This window comes from Paenibacillus sp. GP183, assembly GCF_900104695.1.
Lineage (GTDB): Bacteria > Bacillota > Bacilli > Paenibacillales > NBRC-103111 > Paenibacillus_AI.
Genome location: NZ_FNSW01000001.1, coordinates 746,192 through 762,924, shown reverse-complemented (window position 1 = coordinate 762,924; position 16,733 = coordinate 746,192). Strand labels below are relative to the sequence as shown.

The 16,733-nt window shown below is 42.5% G+C and carries 19 protein-coding genes; 10 read left to right on the top strand and 9 right to left on the bottom strand.

Annotated elements, in window-relative coordinates:
- The first annotated feature begins 33 nt into the window (after positions 1 to 33).
- Together BLV33_RS03815 and BLV33_RS03810 are read left to right on the top strand one after the other, a co-directional pair.
- On the top strand, positions 34 to 576 hold the full coding sequence (locus tag BLV33_RS03815) for a hypothetical protein (RefSeq protein WP_090788427.1): 543 nt from the start codon (positions 34 to 36) through the stop codon (positions 574 to 576).
- Between the two features lie 45 nt (positions 577 to 621).
- Positions 622 to 993: a hypothetical protein gene (locus BLV33_RS03810; RefSeq protein ID WP_090788424.1), complete on the top strand. Its 372-nt coding sequence runs from the start codon at positions 622 to 624 to the stop codon at positions 991 to 993.
- Between the two features lie 236 nt (positions 994 to 1,229).
- Here BLV33_RS03810 and BLV33_RS03805 read toward each other — a convergent pair whose 3' ends face one another.
- Entirely contained in the window at positions 1,230 to 1,616 is a 387-nt protein-coding gene (locus tag BLV33_RS03805; protein ID WP_090788422.1) for a hypothetical protein, read from the bottom strand.
- Positions 1,617 to 1,701: 85 nt separating this feature from the next.
- Here BLV33_RS03805 and BLV33_RS03800 point away from each other — a divergent pair, with 85 nt between their 5' ends.
- The 4 genes from BLV33_RS03800 to BLV33_RS03780 all read left to right on the top strand — a co-directional run bounded on the left by BLV33_RS03800 (position 1,702) and on the right by BLV33_RS03780 (position 5,486).
- Entirely contained in the window at positions 1,702 to 2,547 is an 846-nt protein-coding gene (locus BLV33_RS03800; RefSeq protein ID WP_090788421.1) for an Imm26 family immunity protein, read from the top strand.
- A 315-nt stretch (positions 2,548 to 2,862) separates the two neighbouring features.
- Positions 2,863 to 4,029 (top strand): hypothetical protein, encoded by a 1,167-nt coding sequence (locus tag BLV33_RS03790; protein WP_090788417.1) that lies wholly within the window; start codon positions 2,863 to 2,865, stop codon positions 4,027 to 4,029.
- A gap of 126 nt (positions 4,030 to 4,155) precedes the next feature.
- Complete coding sequence (locus tag BLV33_RS03785; protein ID WP_090788415.1) at positions 4,156 to 4,776, top strand: class I SAM-dependent methyltransferase; 621 nt, start codon at positions 4,156 to 4,158, stop codon at positions 4,774 to 4,776.
- Between the two features lie 14 nt (positions 4,777 to 4,790).
- Positions 4,791 to 5,486, top strand: coding sequence for a Type 1 glutamine amidotransferase-like domain-containing protein (locus BLV33_RS03780; protein WP_090788413.1), 696 nt, complete (start codon positions 4,791 to 4,793; stop codon positions 5,484 to 5,486).
- Here the strand turns inward: BLV33_RS03780 and BLV33_RS03775 are convergent.
- On the bottom strand, positions 5,483 to 6,136 hold the full coding sequence (locus tag BLV33_RS03775) for a cysteine hydrolase family protein (RefSeq protein ID WP_090788411.1): 654 nt from the start codon (positions 6,134 to 6,136) through the stop codon (positions 5,483 to 5,485). The genes BLV33_RS03780 and BLV33_RS03775 overlap by 4 nt on opposite strands.
- A gap of 224 nt (positions 6,137 to 6,360) precedes the next feature.
- Positions 6,361 to 7,209 carry an alpha/beta hydrolase gene (locus BLV33_RS03770; protein WP_090788409.1) on the bottom strand — a complete coding sequence of 283 codons (849 nt, stop codon included), beginning with the start codon at positions 7,207 to 7,209 and terminating at the stop codon, positions 6,361 to 6,363.
- Positions 7,210 to 7,424: 215 nt separating this feature from the next.
- Here BLV33_RS03770 and BLV33_RS03765 point away from each other — a divergent pair, with 215 nt between their 5' ends.
- Positions 7,425 to 8,054, top strand: a complete 630-nt coding sequence (locus tag BLV33_RS03765; protein ID WP_090788407.1) for a class I SAM-dependent methyltransferase — start codon at positions 7,425 to 7,427, stop codon at positions 8,052 to 8,054.
- A 135-nt stretch (positions 8,055 to 8,189) separates the two neighbouring features.
- Here BLV33_RS03765 and BLV33_RS03760 read toward each other — a convergent pair whose 3' ends face one another.
- Positions 8,190 to 10,196: a methyl-accepting chemotaxis protein gene (locus tag BLV33_RS03760; RefSeq protein WP_253187198.1), complete on the bottom strand. Its 2,007-nt coding sequence runs from the start codon at positions 10,194 to 10,196 to the stop codon at positions 8,190 to 8,192.
- A 232-nt stretch (positions 10,197 to 10,428) separates the two neighbouring features.
- Positions 10,429 to 11,214, bottom strand: coding sequence for a hypothetical protein (locus BLV33_RS03755; protein ID WP_090788403.1), 786 nt, complete (start codon positions 11,212 to 11,214; stop codon positions 10,429 to 10,431).
- Between the two features lie 240 nt (positions 11,215 to 11,454).
- On the opposite strand from BLV33_RS03755, the gene BLV33_RS03750 reads away from it, so the two are divergent.
- Both BLV33_RS03750 and BLV33_RS03745 read left to right on the top strand, forming a co-directional pair.
- Entirely contained in the window at positions 11,455 to 12,699 is a 1,245-nt protein-coding gene (locus tag BLV33_RS03750; protein WP_090788401.1) for a cysteine desulfurase-like protein, read from the top strand.
- Positions 12,700 to 12,725: 26 nt separating this feature from the next.
- Positions 12,726 to 13,157, top strand: a complete 432-nt coding sequence (locus tag BLV33_RS03745) for a GNAT family N-acetyltransferase (RefSeq protein WP_090788398.1) — start codon at positions 12,726 to 12,728, stop codon at positions 13,155 to 13,157.
- 60 nt (positions 13,158 to 13,217) lie between these two features.
- Here BLV33_RS03745 and BLV33_RS03740 read toward each other — a convergent pair whose 3' ends face one another.
- The 4 genes from BLV33_RS03740 to BLV33_RS29835 are packed head-to-tail and all read right to left on the bottom strand — an operon-like array spanning position 13,218 to position 15,386.
- The gene (locus tag BLV33_RS03740; protein WP_090788396.1) at positions 13,218 to 14,051 is read right to left on the bottom strand and encodes a 3-keto-disaccharide hydrolase; all 834 of its coding nucleotides are present in this window, start codon (positions 14,049 to 14,051) and stop codon (positions 13,218 to 13,220) included.
- Positions 14,044 to 14,535, bottom strand: a complete 492-nt coding sequence (locus BLV33_RS03735) for a heme-degrading domain-containing protein (protein ID WP_090788394.1) — start codon at positions 14,533 to 14,535, stop codon at positions 14,044 to 14,046. The genes BLV33_RS03740 and BLV33_RS03735 overlap by 8 nt, the downstream gene beginning before the upstream one ends.
- A gap of 18 nt (positions 14,536 to 14,553) precedes the next feature.
- Positions 14,554 to 15,252, bottom strand: a complete 699-nt coding sequence (locus BLV33_RS03730; RefSeq protein WP_253186963.1) for a sugar phosphate isomerase/epimerase family protein — start codon at positions 15,250 to 15,252, stop codon at positions 14,554 to 14,556.
- Positions 15,249 to 15,386 carry a hypothetical protein gene (locus BLV33_RS29835; protein ID WP_253186962.1) on the bottom strand — a complete coding sequence of 46 codons (138 nt, stop codon included), beginning with the start codon at positions 15,384 to 15,386 and terminating at the stop codon, positions 15,249 to 15,251. Before BLV33_RS29835 ends, BLV33_RS03730 begins: the two co-directional genes overlap by 4 nt.
- A 206-nt stretch (positions 15,387 to 15,592) precedes the next feature.
- Here BLV33_RS29835 and BLV33_RS03725 point away from each other — a divergent pair, with 206 nt between their 5' ends.
- A complete protein-coding gene (locus BLV33_RS03725) occupies positions 15,593 to 16,633 on the top strand; it encodes a LacI family DNA-binding transcriptional regulator (protein WP_090788392.1) in 1,041 nt (346 codons plus the stop codon).
- Positions 16,634 to 16,733: the final 100 nt, after the last annotated feature.

The window sequence follows — 16,733 nt, the reverse complement described above, 5'->3', positions numbered from 1 at the left end:
TACTAGAGAATTTTTTGCAGTGGAGGTTCCATAATGATAATAACCATCAGCAACAAGTTGAAAAGTTTAGAAAATGATGTCAATCAAATCCAGGAATATTTGAGAAGTGAACCCGAAATTTCGTATGCCTATTCAAGCACTTTAATTAACATCAATGAAGTCATTGGTAAATGCTACAAACCGATGTTGAATGATGACTTAGGAAATAAACATATTCAAGAAATTCGTAATGAATTTGCCTTACTTCGATTGGAAATACGAAAGAGCATGTCTCTGCTTGAATCAAAATTAAGATCTAGTGTTGATGCGTACCGTTCCGCTTTAGGTGATCAAAAAGAAGCTTTTGAAAAACTGAGTGAATCAGAACAGAAAAATGCTCATCCTGATGGATATAATGCTTTACAGAGATTTCATAAAATAAATCTTCTTAAGGATAAGTCTCAAGAAATTTCCGAAAAATTAATGGATTTAAGCAGTGAGATTGAGCATCAAAGCTTACAAGAGGAAGAAACCCCGCCAATAGAACATTTTGATTTAAAGAGCAATGTACCTTCACCTTCCAGCTTATCTCCTTAGAAATGATTTTTCCACCGATTAAATATAGAATTGGGAGTGAATGATGTGGCAGAAAGAAGTATCCTTGCATATTTCAAGAGTCCGGAGCAAGCGAAAGAAGCTTTGGCAAAAGTGAAATCACTAAAGCTCGTGGATAGTGCGATTGATCGGTTCGACGGGTATCCCGGGGATGGGATGGATCACATCATGAACCCATTGACCAGCGATTTTCCGAGTTTGAGTAATTTAACCCTAGGAGGAGATTTTACAGATCGAAACTCAGGTATCTTGGCTGCAACCAGTGTCAGCGCAAGCGGATTTAGCTCAGGTGGTCCAGATAATATGGTGACAGGGTATGACATATTATTAACTCTTGTAATAGAAGAGGATGATTATGATAAAGCGCTGAAAATTGTCCAGGATGCAGGAGCTTTATAAGTGTTACATGGATATTTTATACATTTTACATAGGTAATAATAATACCACAACACAATCATGCATTTGCTACGATCTGCTGCCATAACAAAAAATGATAACAAACTCAAATCTACTTACAAATTGAAAAGCACCCTATCAAATATAGGGTGCCGAGGTGAATAGAAATGGGTCGATTTTCTAATAATAATAATAATAATATATTCAAGTATTCTCATTTCTGCTTGGACGTTCATAATTATTCAGTAGTAACTATATTCCAATCACCAAACGGAAATGCATGCACGGGTACAAAGTTTCCTGCACTATCTTTTCCTTGGGCATATAGTGAAATATCACTTATGAAACCAGCAGCAGCAGGAGAGGAAACACGAATTTCATAAGCTGGTACCGTTGTAGGAATATTGAGGATCACCACTGCATTAGGTGCACCCAATGCAAATGTAGTCGTGAAATATAATGTTTCAACTGCACCACCTGGCGCTCCTCCGGGAGCGCTATAAGCATTTACTATGATTGGAGTCAGCGGCGCGGCAGTTGTGTTGGTAACACGTAATTCAACAGATGTTGATAGGATTGTAGTTCCAGCAAGGTTGGATACCGCTCCTAATGAAAAAACAGCCATATTTATTCACCTCCTTGGTGGTTATAATACTAATCTATGTAAAAAGAAATTTTGAGTAATATGGTTTGAGATGAGGAAACATTGAATGATGATTATGCAAGATTTTTCAATCCAAGTAGGAATGATTAAACTCCACTTACCTGACCACAATACTCCTGGTTTTATGATTATCCAAAGTCTGAAAAATGAATTTCAGGTATCTACAAATAGCGAGGCAGTAAAGAAACTTCGTGCGGCGTTACGAAAGTTAAATAATGAATTAATCAAGATGGTGAAAATTGATTATGAAGATAGCTTTGTCTTGATAAAAGCCAGCTCGAAAAGAGCAGAAGAGATTCTTAAAGTAGCATTATTAATAAATGACCTTGCAACAAACTCGGTAAAAATTGAACCTTTTTATCTCGAAGAGGTTAGACTAATCATTAACACATGGAATAGACCGAAACCTCAAAAATGGAAGCTAGGTGATATATTTTCTATTCCATTGTCTGACGGTTCTTTGTCTTTCGGGCAAGTTGTTTGGGAAAAATACAAAACGTCACCGCATTGCGCACTATTTGAGTGTAGGGGCAAAGACATTCCATCGATTGATAACATCGTTTCTTCACCAGTTATTTCCGTTTTGAATCTAGGTTCGGTATGCTTGAATAGCTTTGATTGGAAAATTATTGGCAACTCACAAGTAAAGATTGATAAAAAACAAGTGGCTCAAATGCACCATGAAGATGGTTCACAATCATATTCAGCTGGCATTTTAACGAGTCTAGCAGAAGCGTATTACGGACTTGAACCATGGAATGCTTTGGATTGTGATGAATTATTAATGATGAATATCAAAAGACCAAAAACCGCATTCTTTCTCTCTGAAGAAGAGTTAGAAGAATATTTTAAAAGTAAGGGATACTTATTTTCATCAGGTTACGAATGCTAAACTGGCAGGATCACGCAACTATATTTTCCAATATTCGTCTATATTAATAATATTTTTAGCGTGGATAAGGTCTGGAAGGGCAACCTGGCAAATGGTTATGTGTTTAGTGGTTTCTTTGGAATGTGTGGAACTGAATTTGAAAAAGGAAATAAATATTTAGTTTTTACAGAGAATTTGAAAGGAAAAGAATCAACAACTCTTTGCAACGGTAATAAACTAATTACTGAGGCAAGCAAAGATATTAGATCCCTAAAAAATTTGATAGAACCCAAACTGAATAATTTAACGTTGACTGAGCTATAGGGAGAAGATTTCATGCGGAAAAAAATATTTGCTTGGGCGATGATTATTTTTGCTGTATCAGCCTGCGATGCTCGATCGGAAACAACATCGCCAGGAAAAACCCCAATCTTAACCGACTCTCCAACAACAGGGATTATGCAGACAGTTACACCTAATGCAATCAATACGCCGAAAGCGTCGCCAACCGCAAGCGGTACCTCGACTGTTCAGTTTTTCCCCGCCACTATGGACGATGAAATAGCTGTCCGCAAATTGATCGCCGCCTATTTTGACGCAATTGGGAAGCGTGATGTAGATGGTGCATATGCGATGATGTCTACCTCTATGACAACGAACTTTTCAAAAGAAGAGGCAGAAAAAGGCCATTTTGGAATTGAATCCATAAAAATGATTTCCATTGAACCTTACCATCGGCTTCAGGAACCAAAAGAAAATGCGGACAAACCATCCGTACATTTTGTTGTGAATCTGGATGTCGTTCCTGATAAGAATGGATCATGGGGGAAGGGGAGTAATGAAAGATACGTCGGCGTCGTCAAAGAGCATGGCGTTTGGAAAATCAATGCGCTGGCAACCAGCCCTAAAGTCTATGATGCAAGTAAAGGACACGATAACCATTCAGGCGTAGTCAACGACATGCTGGTTACATGGTCACCGAATCATAAAATGGTTGCCTTCCTAAAAGGAAATCCCAATGACCAATCCGGGGACGCTTATATTTGGAAAGTAAATGAGGATCGACCCTTTCAAATAATAAATGGAGGCATTCAAATAAAGGAATTTAATTGGTCACCGGACAGCAAATTTATGCTGGCGGATTCAGGCACATCTCCGCTCAGATTCGGTCAACTCATCTCAACTATAACGATGCGAACTGTACTTTCATTCAATTTTATGGGAAAAGCTATATTTTCATCCGATTCGAAAAATTTGGCGATCGGTTTCCAAAGCGGTCTGAAAATTCCTAACTCCCCTGTCGATCCCGATGATACTTTCAATTTATCCGTATTCCATCTGGATACGCTGAAACTGGAACATCTTTTGCTGACAGAAAACGCCCGTTACTCTTTTCTCCCCCAACACTGGGTGGATAACAATAACATCGCGTATACGAGAATTGACAATATACATGGTTTTAAACGGGAAGAAGGTCACTACAAACTGGAAACTAAACAATGAGATCCTGAACGATCAAAATTCAGAAAGAAATGGGCACATTAAAGGGTTCGTTGTAGGGTTCGACTCCCATGGCTATGTTACTCTATAATATAGTAAAATAATTTATAAAAATTAGGAGCTGTTAGGATGCTGGATCAATGGAATGAACGTTTCGGAGCGGACGAGTACATGTATGGCGAGCAACCCAATGCCTTTATCGAAGCCCAAGCTCACCGGTTCAATGGGAAGCGAATCGTGGCATTTGCTGAAGGAGAAGGCAGGAATGCCGTGTTTCTGGCAAGGCAAGGATATCAGGTGACGGCATGGGATTATGCGGAGAATGGATTGAAGAAAACAGAAAAGCTGGCGGAACGATTCCAAGTAAAGGTGGTAACCGAGAAAAAAGATTTGCTTTATGATCCAGTGCCTTCAGAAGTTTATGACGGTGCCATTATGGTGTTTGGTCACTTCCCAAAAGCGGAACAAAGAAAGGTGTTTGACAAATTGCTCGCCGTCGTGAAACCAGGTGGTATTATTATGATGGAGGTTTACTCGGAAGAGCAAATTCGTTATCAAACAGGCGGCCCTAAAGCAGTTGATTTGCTTTATAGTCCTGAAGAAGTACTAGCGTGGACTAGCGGGTTTGAGGTTCTACATTTCTTCTACGGAGAACAAAGGAGAGACGAAGGTCTGTTTCATACCGGAGTGGGGCATGTAATTCAGGTCATTCTGGTGAAAAATTCGCTAACAGAGATACTTTTGCGATGAAAGGGAGATCAAAAATGCGACAAATAATTGCTCTTGGAGGCGGAGGGTTCTCCATGGAACCAGTAAACCCTTTGTTAGATACATACATCCTTAAACAATCAAATAATCATAATCCAAACATCTGTTTTATTCCAACTGCCAGTGGTGATTCTGAAAACTACATCTCAAGGTTTTATAGCTTCTTTCAAAATCAGAATTGTAAGCCATCTCATTTATCATTATTCAAACCACCAACAAGAGATTTGGAGGATTTTATTCTAAATAAGGACATTATTTACGTCGGTGGCGGTAATACAAAGAATCTATTAGCTTTATGGAAAGACTGGAGTCTAAATTTCATTTTAGAAAAAGCTTGGAATCAAGGCATTGTTTTAGCTGGAATCAGTGCTGGTTCGATATGTTGGTTCGATGAAGGAATTACGGATTCATTTGGCAATGGACTTGAACCTTTAAAATGTTTAGGCTTTTTGAAAGGCAGCAATTGTCCTCATTACGATAATGAATTAGAAAGAAGACCCGCGTACCATAAATTTATTCGTACAGGGGAAATACAAGCTGGTCTTGCTGCTGATGACGGAGTTGCCATCCATTTTATCGATCAGGAGATCAGTAAAATTGTAAGTTCCAGGCCGAAAGCCAAGGCTTATAGAGTCAATATGAATGATACGGTTAATGAGCAAGAAATGGACACCTATTTTTTAGGCTCTTAAAAGCCTATCATATTTATTTTCGTTAGAGTTGCGCGGTTTCGGGTTCCAGGACTGTTAAGCATATGCCAAGCTGTGTACTGCTCGGCATATGGATTATTTGCGGACATGCCATCAACGGGAACAATCACATTATAACCTCGGAAAGCTGAACTAGTGGCTGTATGAAGGACTGCACCATTGGCGGCAAAACCAGTTATAAGCACTGTTTTAATACCATGGTTTTGTAATATCTGTTCTAAGTTGGTTTGGTAAAACTTATCAACATCGGATTTCACAATTGGATCAACTTTTGAGGGAGAAATCTGCCCGGCAATATCAGAGGGACTTCCCATAGGAGTGAGGCTATAGACCACTAGCATCCCCATTTCGCGGGCTTCAGACAATAGTTCTTTAATCTTGACGATAGAGGCTACACAACGAGGACTTTTGCAAATGGTGGTTTCCATATCTAAAACTAATAATGCGGTAGTTTTGGGATCAACTGTGACTGGTTTCAATTTAGGTGCAGGAGGAATGAGGACCGAATTCCATTCATCGATGATTGTTGGATCCTTTACTCTAACCTGGTTGATTGCCTGAAGCCAGTAACTACTATGACCATGACTGTAGTATTCACACCATTCACCACAAATGGGACAAAGATATATCACAATAATCCTCCTCGAAGCTTCTCTTTACTGTAATATATTTTATGTAGCCTATAGGAGAAGGTGAAATATCCGTGTTCCCACGGTACTGAGAAGATACAATGTCACTACTAATTAACGATATTAAATATATTGAAGGATAATGGAATTTATTAAAAAGGGATCGCCGGCTGTTTCGCAGTCAACGATCCCTTTTTCTATGCTGAACGGGAAGAATAGCAGTTCTATCAGTTCTCCAATACCTTTTGCAGCCACTGACCCACGATGGTGTGTGCCTCACTAGTTGTCACGACCGCGTCGTGATTATGGCCGGGGATGACGCGGACCTCAGCGTTGCAGTACTTGCTGTAGATTTGTTCGTACGCATCGGCGCGGAACACTTCATCGTCCTCGCCTATGAGAACGAAGGTCGGTTGGGTCAACCGGGAGAGGTACTTCGCGTATTGATTGTCGACCATGCGCGACAATGCCAGGCGATAGCTAAGATTGCAGGATTCGGTTCCATGGAGCTTCTCCGGAGGTGTCAGCCTACGATAAACGACAGTATGGTCAAATTGATGGATACCAAGCGCATTAAGTGCCATTAGCAGCACATATTTCGTGACGTTGACTTTGGATTCGTTACCGTTGCCGTCTTTGCGCTCTAGAGGCGAATTAGGACTTAGAGCTGGGGAAAGCAGCAAGTAAGCGTGAATATCCTTGTGAATCGGGCGGATCGTTTGCCGCAGAGCAGTCGCTCCGCCGGCGGAATGGCCGCCGAGAATGATTCGAGAGTCCGGATGACGAGCTTGGACGTGACGGAACAAATCATCGATATCATCGTCCAGTTGCCCGATGTAATCGATGTCGCCTCGACGTATCGGGTTATCGCCATAACCGCGCAGATCCGGCAGGTAGACGGTGGCAAGATTATGTTTTGCTACATATTGTCCTAATTCCCTTAAATACAGGCTCGGTTCGGTAATGCCGTGCAAAAAAATCAGCACACAATCGGATGGTCCTCCAAAGTATCTGTAAGGTAGCTTTGCCCCGTCTCGGGCTGTGAACATTTGGAAATCGGTCGACAAGGTATTCATAACTGAGAAACACTCCGAATCTTTGTAGTTTTTCTATACAAAAGGTATATTTCCATTCGTCGTGTTCGATTTCCTTCAACATTAAAGAAATATTATTGCTATTGTTCGACGGAAGCAATATCAGTCGTCGATAAAAGGCAGGACAATTGACTATTCATGTAGAATTATCGATAATCGTGCAGCAAGTGATTCGTATAAAGGATGGGAGTAATTAAATGGGAAATTTTGAAAAAAGCAATTTGAAGGAAGCTTATAATAATTTTGCCGAGATCAGAGATAAAGTCCCGATTGAACCTTGGAAAGCTGAAGAGCGGGATTCTTTTTTATCATTGCTGAAAGATGAAAGGAAGTCATCTCTTCTAGAAATTGGATCCGGTACTGGACGTGATAGTTTATATTTCAAAGATAACGGTTTAAATATCGTTTGTATTGATTTATCGGAAGAGATGATAAGTATTTGCCGAAGTAAAGGACTCGATGCACGGACGATGGATTTTTACAGGCTTGATTTTCCTGATGATAAATTCGATGCGGTTTATGCATTGAATTGTCTCCTTCATGTACCTAAAGCAAATTTAGGTGAGGTTCTACTTGAGATTCGTCGCGTTTTAAAATCGGATGGTCTTTTTTTCTTGGGTGTCTATGGAGGACAAGATTCAGAAGGGCTTTGGGAGCATGATTCTTATGAACCTAAACGCTTTTTCAGCATGTACTTAGATGAACATATATTAAATACAGTGGAACAATTCTTTGAAGTCATTGATTTCCATGTTGTTCCATTGAAACCAGATACACCACATTTTCAATCCTTAACACTTCGAAAAACTTTAGGAGAGTCAAGTTAGAACCAGTGTCATCTATTGGCTCAAATCTATAAATGATTAAAGAATGACCCGTAAGAGGGTCACTTTTTTCAAAATGTCCTTCTTGCGGGTCAAAGTTTACAAGTAACGAATAGGCTGTTATTTCCTTGAATGATGTTATAGTTTAAAGCGCTCGACCATCCGCTGCAGCTGCTCGGCCATGGCAGACAGATGTGCCGATGAAGAATTAATTTCTTGAATCGAAGCAAGCTGCTCCTCCGATGAAGCGGATACGCTCTGGACATTGCTTGCGGAAAGCATTGCTGTCGAAGTCATTTCTTCCATCGAAGCCGCCACTTGTTCGGAGCTTGCGGACATTTGCTCCGCAATCGAGGAAATATCGTGAATTTGTTCCACGATATGCCCGGTGGAGTGTTCGATCTGGATGAACGCCGCTCCCGCCTTTTCGGAAATCGCCATGCCCTTGTCCACTTCCGTTACCACCTTCACGTTCATGACTTGGGCAGCGGTATCGATCATCCCGGTCATTTGTGAAATGACCGAATGAATCTCGTCTGCCGTTCGTTTAGATTGGTCCGCCAATTTGCGGATTTCACTGGCCACGACGGCAAAGCCTCGGCCCTGCTCGCCGGCGCGTGCGGCTTCAATTGCGGCGTTCAGTGAGAGCAGATTCGTTTTTCCGGCGATGTCGGAAATCGCGGCATTCATGTCCCGGATTTGCGATGAAAGCTCGGACAGATTGGATATGATGGCGGACGATTCGCCCACGGATTGCAAAATGCTGGCCATTTGCTTGATCACTTCCTGCACGGTACCGCTTCCCGCCTGTACGTCCTGGTCCGTTCTCGCCGCTGAATAAACGATTTCACCGGCCGCCATCGCGATTTTTTGAATGCCGGACGACATTTCCTCGACCGCACGCGACGTTTCTTCAGTAGACCGAGATTGGGTAACCGTCGCTTCGGCAACCAGCATGATCGACGAATTGACATGCTGCAAGGAGTCGGCGGTTTGATCTGTGATCGCCGTCATTTCCTGCGACGACGCGGCCAATTGGCCAGAAGTCTCCGACATTTCGCTGACGAGCGAATACAGCGACTCTGCCATCGCGTTGAAATCGTTCGCTAGTGCACCGAATTCGTCTCTATGTTTGATCCGGATGCGTCCGGTTAAATCACCGACCTTGATTCGTTCCGTACCGCGCTGCAGCTCCCGCATCGGGTTCAGAATCGAACGAAGGATAAACCAGATGATAAGAGAAGAAATGATTATGGCAGCAAGAACGACGATAAGCGTACGAATCAGAATCGGCTTTGCCGCTTGTGCGTACTCCGCGACGATCATAGAACCGACGACCTTCCAGCCGGTCAGCGTGTTAGTGGCGAAATACGCTTCTTTATTTACCCCATTCAATATGTATTGGATAAAGTCGTGGTCGTTTTTGTGCATATATTCATATTGGGGACCTTTGGCTTCAAAACCCGGCGCGTTAGTAGGGTGTGCGATATATTTGCTGTCGCTGTCCAATAGATAGACATAGCCTTGCACCCCGATTTTCACGTCCCTCAGCATCCCGTTCAGTTTACTCAAGTCCAGGTTCAGCCCTAAAACGCCTTTGCCGTCGGGAAAAACCTGCGCAACGGTAACGACCATATTTTTGCTTGTGACCGAAATATAGGGCTTGGACACAAACACCTTGCCTTGATTATTCATCGCGCCGATATACCAGTCCCGTTTGCGCGGATCGTAGTCTTGCTTGCCGGGATCCGGAGCCTTCATCCAATTGCCTTTTTCGTTGCCGATCGTCACCAGCTCGAGTTCGGGATGTTTCGCGATAAAGCCGTCGACAAGCTTGCGCACACCCGGATCTTTGTTATCTACCGCTGCTGCGTTTAGCTGCCCGGCAAGTACGTCGGCATCGGCCATAACCGGGCCGATATACTGATCAATCGTCTTATTGACGAGCTCCACGCTCGATTTCGCGGCGCTTGACATTTTAGCCCTAAGCTGTTGCTCCGCGCTTTGAAAGGAGAAATAGCCGATGCATATGCTCGGCACCAATAAAATTAACATAAAGGATACAATTAACCGTGATCGAACAGACCTGACATTCATCTTGCGTAACTTTTTGATTCCGTTCCAGAACCTTTTTTCCTTGATCATGATCACCACCCTTTACCTCCTAGATCAATTAGCTATTGTATATTAATTACCACAATACGACACGAATCTTCTTTTATCCTGCAAGTGTCTGAAGAAAATAAAGTATTTTCTACTGTTCTTTTCCTAACCTCTTACTATGTATTTATAAAGTAATCTATGTTTAACTATTCTGTTGATCTTTGACATATAAAAACACCTCCCGACTGAGGAGGTATAAACTTTGGAATTTATGTTATTTCAAAGTAGTAGGGCTTGCAAGTCCATCAAGAAACTTTTCTAAATCTGTTTGAGCGAATTGATAAGACCAATTTATTTCTAAATTTTTGCCCCAACGGTGAATCGAAATCTCTTGGTTCGTTTTCAAATAAATTCTGATTTCAGACATTGGTGCTTTTCTTTCACCTGGAAGGTTCTCTTCTTTTTCAAAATGCTTTACACTGTTAACCCATTTTAGAATGTTCTGGGTCTCTTCCGAGGTTGCTTCTCTTCCATCTATCCCACGTCCCCAAACCTTAATATTGGAAACATTTTTCTCGGATATTGGAAGGAAGGACAGTTCCTTTGGTATATAATCGGTTTTTGTATTTTGAATGTCTATTTCCCAGCCAGTCCACAACCATGTATGGAGGTCAGAAGAACGCAAACGGAGTGTTTTATTTGTGTCCACGATTTGAACATACACGATATCATTATTGCCTCCAGGGGATAATCTGTAAGTAGATCCATTTGTAAGTTTTATTGTTAGAAAATTAGGTGGGATTGACTGAGTGGTTACTTGATTATCCAACCCTTCGGACTTGGCTTGGCCCATCCAACTTGTGATTTTTTCGATAATGACTTTATCCTTAGTATTGCTTGGTAAGAGTGGTACGGGGTTATTCTCTTTGTGCATTACAATTTCGTATTGGAAAGATTGGATGTCGCTTACTTTTACAAAGGGCAGCTCGGAAACATTTTTGCAACCCACAAATATTAAAAAGCAAATAAGTACTAACGGAGGAACAAGCCATTTTTTCATATAAGTTAATTCCTCCTAATTGTCAATTCAAACTATTAAACGAAGCATATAAATAAATGTTGCATACTTCCCATAATGCCGTAAGGGCAGGATAAAGTAATTAATCTTCCTTCTTGACTGAAACATAGTAAAATGGAGATAACGAGCAGTTTAATACAAGCAGGGTTTTCAGCTAAAGTTAGAGAATTACCTTGATCATAAAAGGATTTTAAATAATTCAAAAATGAGAGGAAGAAAAAGATGAACTCAACCAAACAGCCATTCCCAATAAAACTAGTCCGCTCCCAATTTCCAGCTTTAAATCGAGTATATAAAGGTAAGTCAGTTGTTTACTTTGACGGACCAGGTGGTTCGCAGGTGGTTAAATCCGCTATGGACGCTATTTTTGGCTACATGGCTCAAGGAGGCGCCAATCTTCATGGCTCCTTCCCATCCAGTAGGGAAACCGAGGCGATCATTTCGGATTCTAAGCTGGCCGTAGCTGACTTGTTTGGAGTTAAAGAACAGGAAGTTGCCTTTGGGGCCAATATGACGACACTCAACTTCGCCATTAGTAGAGCGATAGGCCGTTTTCTAAAAGCAGGGGATGAGATTGTTCTTTCCGAATTGGATCACCGGGCTAATGTGGATCCGTGGTTAGCGATGGCTGTTGACCGGGGAGTAACCGTTCGATGGATTCCTGTGAATCCGCAAACATTAACTTTGGACCTCAATGATCTGGATAAAATCATCAACTCCAATACCCGTTTGGTTGCAGTTGGTCTCGCTTCTAACGCAGTAGGTACTATTAATGATGTAAGATACATTGCCTCGCAAGCTCACAAGTTCAATGCCATTGTTGCTGTCGATGCAGTGCATGCCGCTCCACATTTCTCAATTAACCGCGATCAATTGGAAGCAGATATACTGCTTTGTTCTGCTTATAAATTTTTTGGCCCTCATGTCGGGATTGCCGTGATTCGGGAAGAATTATTTGAGCAGCTTAACACCTATAAATTGGCCCCAGCACCCAAATATATTCCGGATAAATTGGAAACAGGTACACAAAATCATGAAGGAATTGCTGGAATTAAGCCGGCCATTGAATTCATAGCTTCACTAGGGGAAGGTACAACAAGAAAAGAAAAAATCGAATCCGGGTTTAGGAATATTGAAGATTATGAAAATGTTCTAGCTGCCAAAATTCGGAAGGCTCTTTCAGAAATGAAAGGGATCACTTTATACCAAGCTGATGACCAAGTGCCAAGGACACCGACGATAGCCTTCAGGGTGGAGAAATTCAGTCCTCAGGAAGTTTGTCAGATAATGTCCGAGGAGTATGGCGTTTTTATAGCGGATGGCGACTTTTATGCCACTACCCTTGCCGATAAACTGGATATAAACAGGACGGGTGGATGGGTTCGTGCCGGGCTTGCTCCTTACAATACGGAAGAGGAGGCAGATATTTTTATTGAGGGTCTTCGTCAGTTGGTAAATCGCAGATAATTTATTTGGAATAGGGAGAGATTATTTTGATTAGAGAAGCCATACCTCAGGATAGAGATGTAATTCAGCACTTATACGAAGTCCTTTGCCCAGATGAACCCATAAATGTTTTGCCAGAGAGGATTGCTGAAATCAATAATGATACCAACAACTTTCTTTACGTCTACGATGTTGATGGACAAGTGAAAGCTACAGTATTTCTGTCATTTTTCTTAGACCCCATGTTTGGTTTACAACCATATGCTTTAGTTGAAAATATTGTTGTTGACGATTCAGTACGTGGTAGAGGAATAGGCAAGAAGTTGTTAGATCATATTGATATGGTTTGCAGGGAGCAGAATTGTACGAAGATCATGCTTCTTAGCAATTCGTTTCGTGTAGATGCTCATAAGTTTTTCGAGGCAAATGGATTTAATGGAACAGTAAGTAAGGGATTTAAGAAATATTTGCAGTCATAAAATGTTTAATCGTTCTCTATGAGGAAGTGGGGAAGGAGTAGTCCAACTTACTGCGGTCGTCTAAATCTCGCATATCTGTAAATTGCGCCACCTGCAAGCCGCATTCGGTGCCCAGCGTGCTTCGCCCATACCGACATCGTTATCATGGATTTCAAAGGCGATGTGTCCTTTCGGACTCAGCAGATCCCTGACCGCCGCAGCGTTATACAATGGGTGCTTCAAGGTTGCCGTATCAATTTCAGAAATTTTCATATCGTTGATATAGACAATGATCCGCGGAGACAGCCCTTCGACGCGAATCTTGAATTCATTCCAACTGTTCCAATTCCATATTGATAAGAACTGGTCACCGGTTGCCGCATATTCAAGAAGTGCCGTTTTGTCGGGTGTCATGGGCTCGATGGTGGTCGCTGGGTCTTCCAGTCTCAGCCCTGTGGGATTACCTTGCTCATCGTACTTCGCATCGAGGGTAAAATTGATGCCATGGAAGCCGCCGATGCCATTGCCGTAAATACCGCCTATATTTCCCGAACGGCGGTGATCCAGAAGGATTTGGAACCCTTGAGAGCCGAGGGCAGATGCTCGCACCAAAATGCCGGTATCCGCCGGCCAGTCAGGATTTGCTTCGAAGGCCAATTCGAAATCGCCATACACCCCATCACTGAGGAGATAACCACCGTAACCGCACCCGGGCGGGTCCTGCCGTCCCGTGATTGCACCATCCTCAACAGTCCATTTTCCCGATGTTTGCGCAGCGCGTCGGTATTTCTCGGTTGTAGTATCCGGTCCAGATTCGCCGGGGGCGCGGGGAACAGTCAGGCGAGGAACGGAATGCCACCCCGCGAGTGTTTTTCCGTCAAAGATTGGAGTAAATGTTGCGTCATTTTTAGACATGATGCCTCCTGTCTGCGGATTCTTCAATAAATTGTCTCAAAACCGCTGTAACAAGCTTATGATCTTGATCTCCGGGCAAGCCGGAAACGACAACCGAACCGATTACGCCGGCTCCGCGAACTCTGATAGGAAACGCCCCGTTAAATGCAGCGTATCGAGACGGATCCAGAAAATATCGATCTAAAATCGTTTTGCCTGCGGCTCTTAGCTCGACTTCCATATAGTAAGAGCTACGACCGAAGCGATTAACGATGCGTGCTTTCCGTGCGGTCCAGGCATCGTTGTCTGCTGAAGTGCCCGGACATGCATAGTGAAACACCTGCTGCTCGCCTATGTGTATATCGACCGTTATCGATTTACCTTCAGCCTTAGCTCGGTCAATAATGTCCATCCCGATATGCAGCGCCGTTTCATTCGAGAAAGATTCGAATTGTAATTCATTCTCCTCCTGCAGCAATTCTTCCAACAGCTGTTCGTCTGTCATGAGTTTACACACCTTTCATCACAAGGGAATATTGAGTTCCGAGGCAATCCTTCGGATGTAAGCTGAAGCTTGACGATACTCTTCGTTAGTCGACAAATGCTCGATAATCAGTGTAGTATCGGGGTGCAGCTTGTTCAATTCCGTGAGGAATGTTCGATAATCCAAAATACCTTGACCCGGTATAACTTCTTCCAGATGAACTGTTAATTTACCCCTCAGAAGAATGTCCTTTGCATGACAGTTTCGAATATAGGGACCGAGCTTTTTGAAAAAGTCACGTATCATGTCGCTGTTACTGTAATAAATTCGAGGGCTGCTGATGATATTCACTGGGTCGAAGTGCACGCCGAAGCCTTTGCGGTCGATGGCCTTGATGAGCGAAAGGTAGGAGTCCGAAGAATCCGGGAATACCCACGGCATCATTTCTAACGCAAAAATCGTGCGCTCTGGTTTTACGGCATCAATGATTTCCCGCGTCGTCTCTACAATCAGTTCAAACGTTTCGTCGCTGAAGTTGTCCGGATCCGGACCATCCCATTGCTCGCCTCGCGAACCAGCGATATTGACGCAGCATTGAGCGTTAATCCGCTCAGCAAGTTCCAGTCTTTTAATACAATAGTTTATGGCATTGCGTCTAATGTCTTCATTCCGGCTTATCGGGTTGCTCCAGGCGCCAACCTCGGAAATTAAGATATCATTTTGTGTAGCCGCTTTCAAATAACCTTCAAGTTCAACGCTGTCTTCATCTCCGCTAATGGGGCAGGTTTTGCACGAAAGCCCGCTTCCTTGAGCGCATTCAACCAACTCTCCGGATTTTTTTGTTCAAGAAACACCTGGCCGCCAAGCCGCATTGGAATCCCATCCTTCGTTCAGTTGTTTAGATATGACGAAATATTCGCTTTGTGCAAGTATATCATAAACGCGCGTTCATTCAATAAGGTTTATCAAACATGAATAATTATTTTTATTTTGTGCTAAGAATAAGGATTGACAGCGCTTAAATGATCTATGTATTATATATACATAAACGCGTGTTTACGAAAGAGGTCAAACATCATTGAAAAATTCAAAGATTAAAAGTGAGGAGATAGCCCGGATAGCCGGGGTATCCAGAAGTACGGTCAGCAGAGTAATCAATAAATATTCGAACGTACCTGCTGAAACGCATGACAAAGTCATGAAAGTGATTCAAGACTACAATTATTTTCCTTCTGTTTCTGCCCAAGTCCTTGCTGGCAAACGGGTGTGCACGATTGGTCTGTTTCTTATCGAACCCGGCAATGTTTCCAGCGATAGCCTGACGAATAAGTTACTTGTCAGCGTTATAGAGAATGCTTCAGAGCACGGCTATTATGTCTTGACAAACATTATTCGCGACACCAAGAATACGGATACGATAAAAAGCGTAAAAGAAATTTTCATCCAAAACAGGATCGATGGAGGTATCTTCATTGGCGCAGCGATACGTGAACCACTCATTGAAGAATTGACAGCAGGAGGATTCGTTGTCGGCATCGTTGATCAAAAGCATCAAGAATATCCCCAGCCCAATCGGATTGTTGCCAATTTTAACAATGATTCGGGTATGAAACAGGCTGTGGCGTATTTGGCTGGCCTCGGCCATACCAGGATCGGCGTCATCAATGGTGATATGAAACGCCTGTCTGGCCAAACGAAATACGAGGGCTTCCAAAAAGCGATGAGCATGTGCAATCTGAATACCAATCCGGATTGGGTATTGCCGGGCAATTTTCATAAAATAAGCGGCTATGATGCAATTCAAACACTTTTGCGTAATACAAGCGACTTGCCGACTGCCATTATTGCAGCCAATGACAGCGTAGCTTTCGGTGCAATTCGCGCACTGAAGGAACATGGCTTGCAGGTACCGGAGGATATTTCGGTCATCGGTTTTGACGATCATGTGCTGAGTGAAATGCATCATCCCGCACTAACAACTATACGCGTCGATTTCAGCGATATGCTGAAGCATTTGACCACAGACGTGATTGCTAAAATCGAACGGGGGACGACGGATATTAAAGAGATCACGATTGATTGCAGTCTGGTTGTCAGAGACTCGTGCAGAAGAATCTAAATTTTTTTACCATGGAATAAACGCGCGTTTAAAGATGTATGTTTTATAGTATATTTTCGAGTTTTTTTTCGGAATTATAAACGCGCGTTTACAATAATGC

What these genes read in the sequence shown, in the direction of transcription:
- BLV33_RS03785 (WP_090788415.1), top strand. Translation starts at nt 4,156, where the DNA reads ATGCTGGATCAATGGAATGAACGTTTCGGAGCGGACGAGTACATGTAT.
- BLV33_RS29835 (WP_253186962.1), bottom strand. Translation starts at nt 15,386, where the DNA reads ATGCGGCTTGGCGGCCAGGTGTTTCTTGAACAAAAAAATCCGGAGAGT.
- BLV33_RS03735 (WP_090788394.1), bottom strand. Translation starts at nt 14,535, where the DNA reads ATGACAGACGAACAGCTGTTGGAAGAATTGCTGCAGGAGGAGAATGAA.
- BLV33_RS03750 (WP_090788401.1), top strand. Translation starts at nt 11,455, where the DNA reads ATGAACTCAACCAAACAGCCATTCCCAATAAAACTAGTCCGCTCCCAA.
- BLV33_RS03755 (WP_090788403.1), bottom strand. Translation starts at nt 11,214, where the DNA reads ATGAAAAAATGGCTTGTTCCTCCGTTAGTACTTATTTGCTTTTTAATA.
- BLV33_RS03780 (WP_090788413.1), top strand. Translation starts at nt 4,791, where the DNA reads ATGCGACAAATAATTGCTCTTGGAGGCGGAGGGTTCTCCATGGAACCA.
- BLV33_RS03790 (WP_090788417.1), top strand. Translation starts at nt 2,863, where the DNA reads ATGCGGAAAAAAATATTTGCTTGGGCGATGATTATTTTTGCTGTATCA.
- BLV33_RS03805 (WP_090788422.1), bottom strand. Translation starts at nt 1,616, where the DNA reads ATGGCTGTTTTTTCATTAGGAGCGGTATCCAACCTTGCTGGAACTACA.
- BLV33_RS03800 (WP_090788421.1), top strand. Translation starts at nt 1,702, where the DNA reads ATGATGATTATGCAAGATTTTTCAATCCAAGTAGGAATGATTAAACTC.
- BLV33_RS03815 (WP_090788427.1), top strand. Translation starts at nt 34, where the DNA reads ATGATAATAACCATCAGCAACAAGTTGAAAAGTTTAGAAAATGATGTC.
- BLV33_RS03770 (WP_090788409.1), bottom strand. Translation starts at nt 7,209, where the DNA reads ATGAATACCTTGTCGACCGATTTCCAAATGTTCACAGCCCGAGACGGG.
- BLV33_RS03765 (WP_090788407.1), top strand. Translation starts at nt 7,425, where the DNA reads ATGGGAAATTTTGAAAAAAGCAATTTGAAGGAAGCTTATAATAATTTT.
- BLV33_RS03740 (WP_090788396.1), bottom strand. Translation starts at nt 14,051, where the DNA reads ATGTCTAAAAATGACGCAACATTTACTCCAATCTTTGACGGAAAAACA.
- BLV33_RS03760 (WP_253187198.1), bottom strand. Translation starts at nt 10,196, where the DNA reads ATGATCAAGGAAAAAAGGTTCTGGAACGGAATCAAAAAGTTACGCAAG.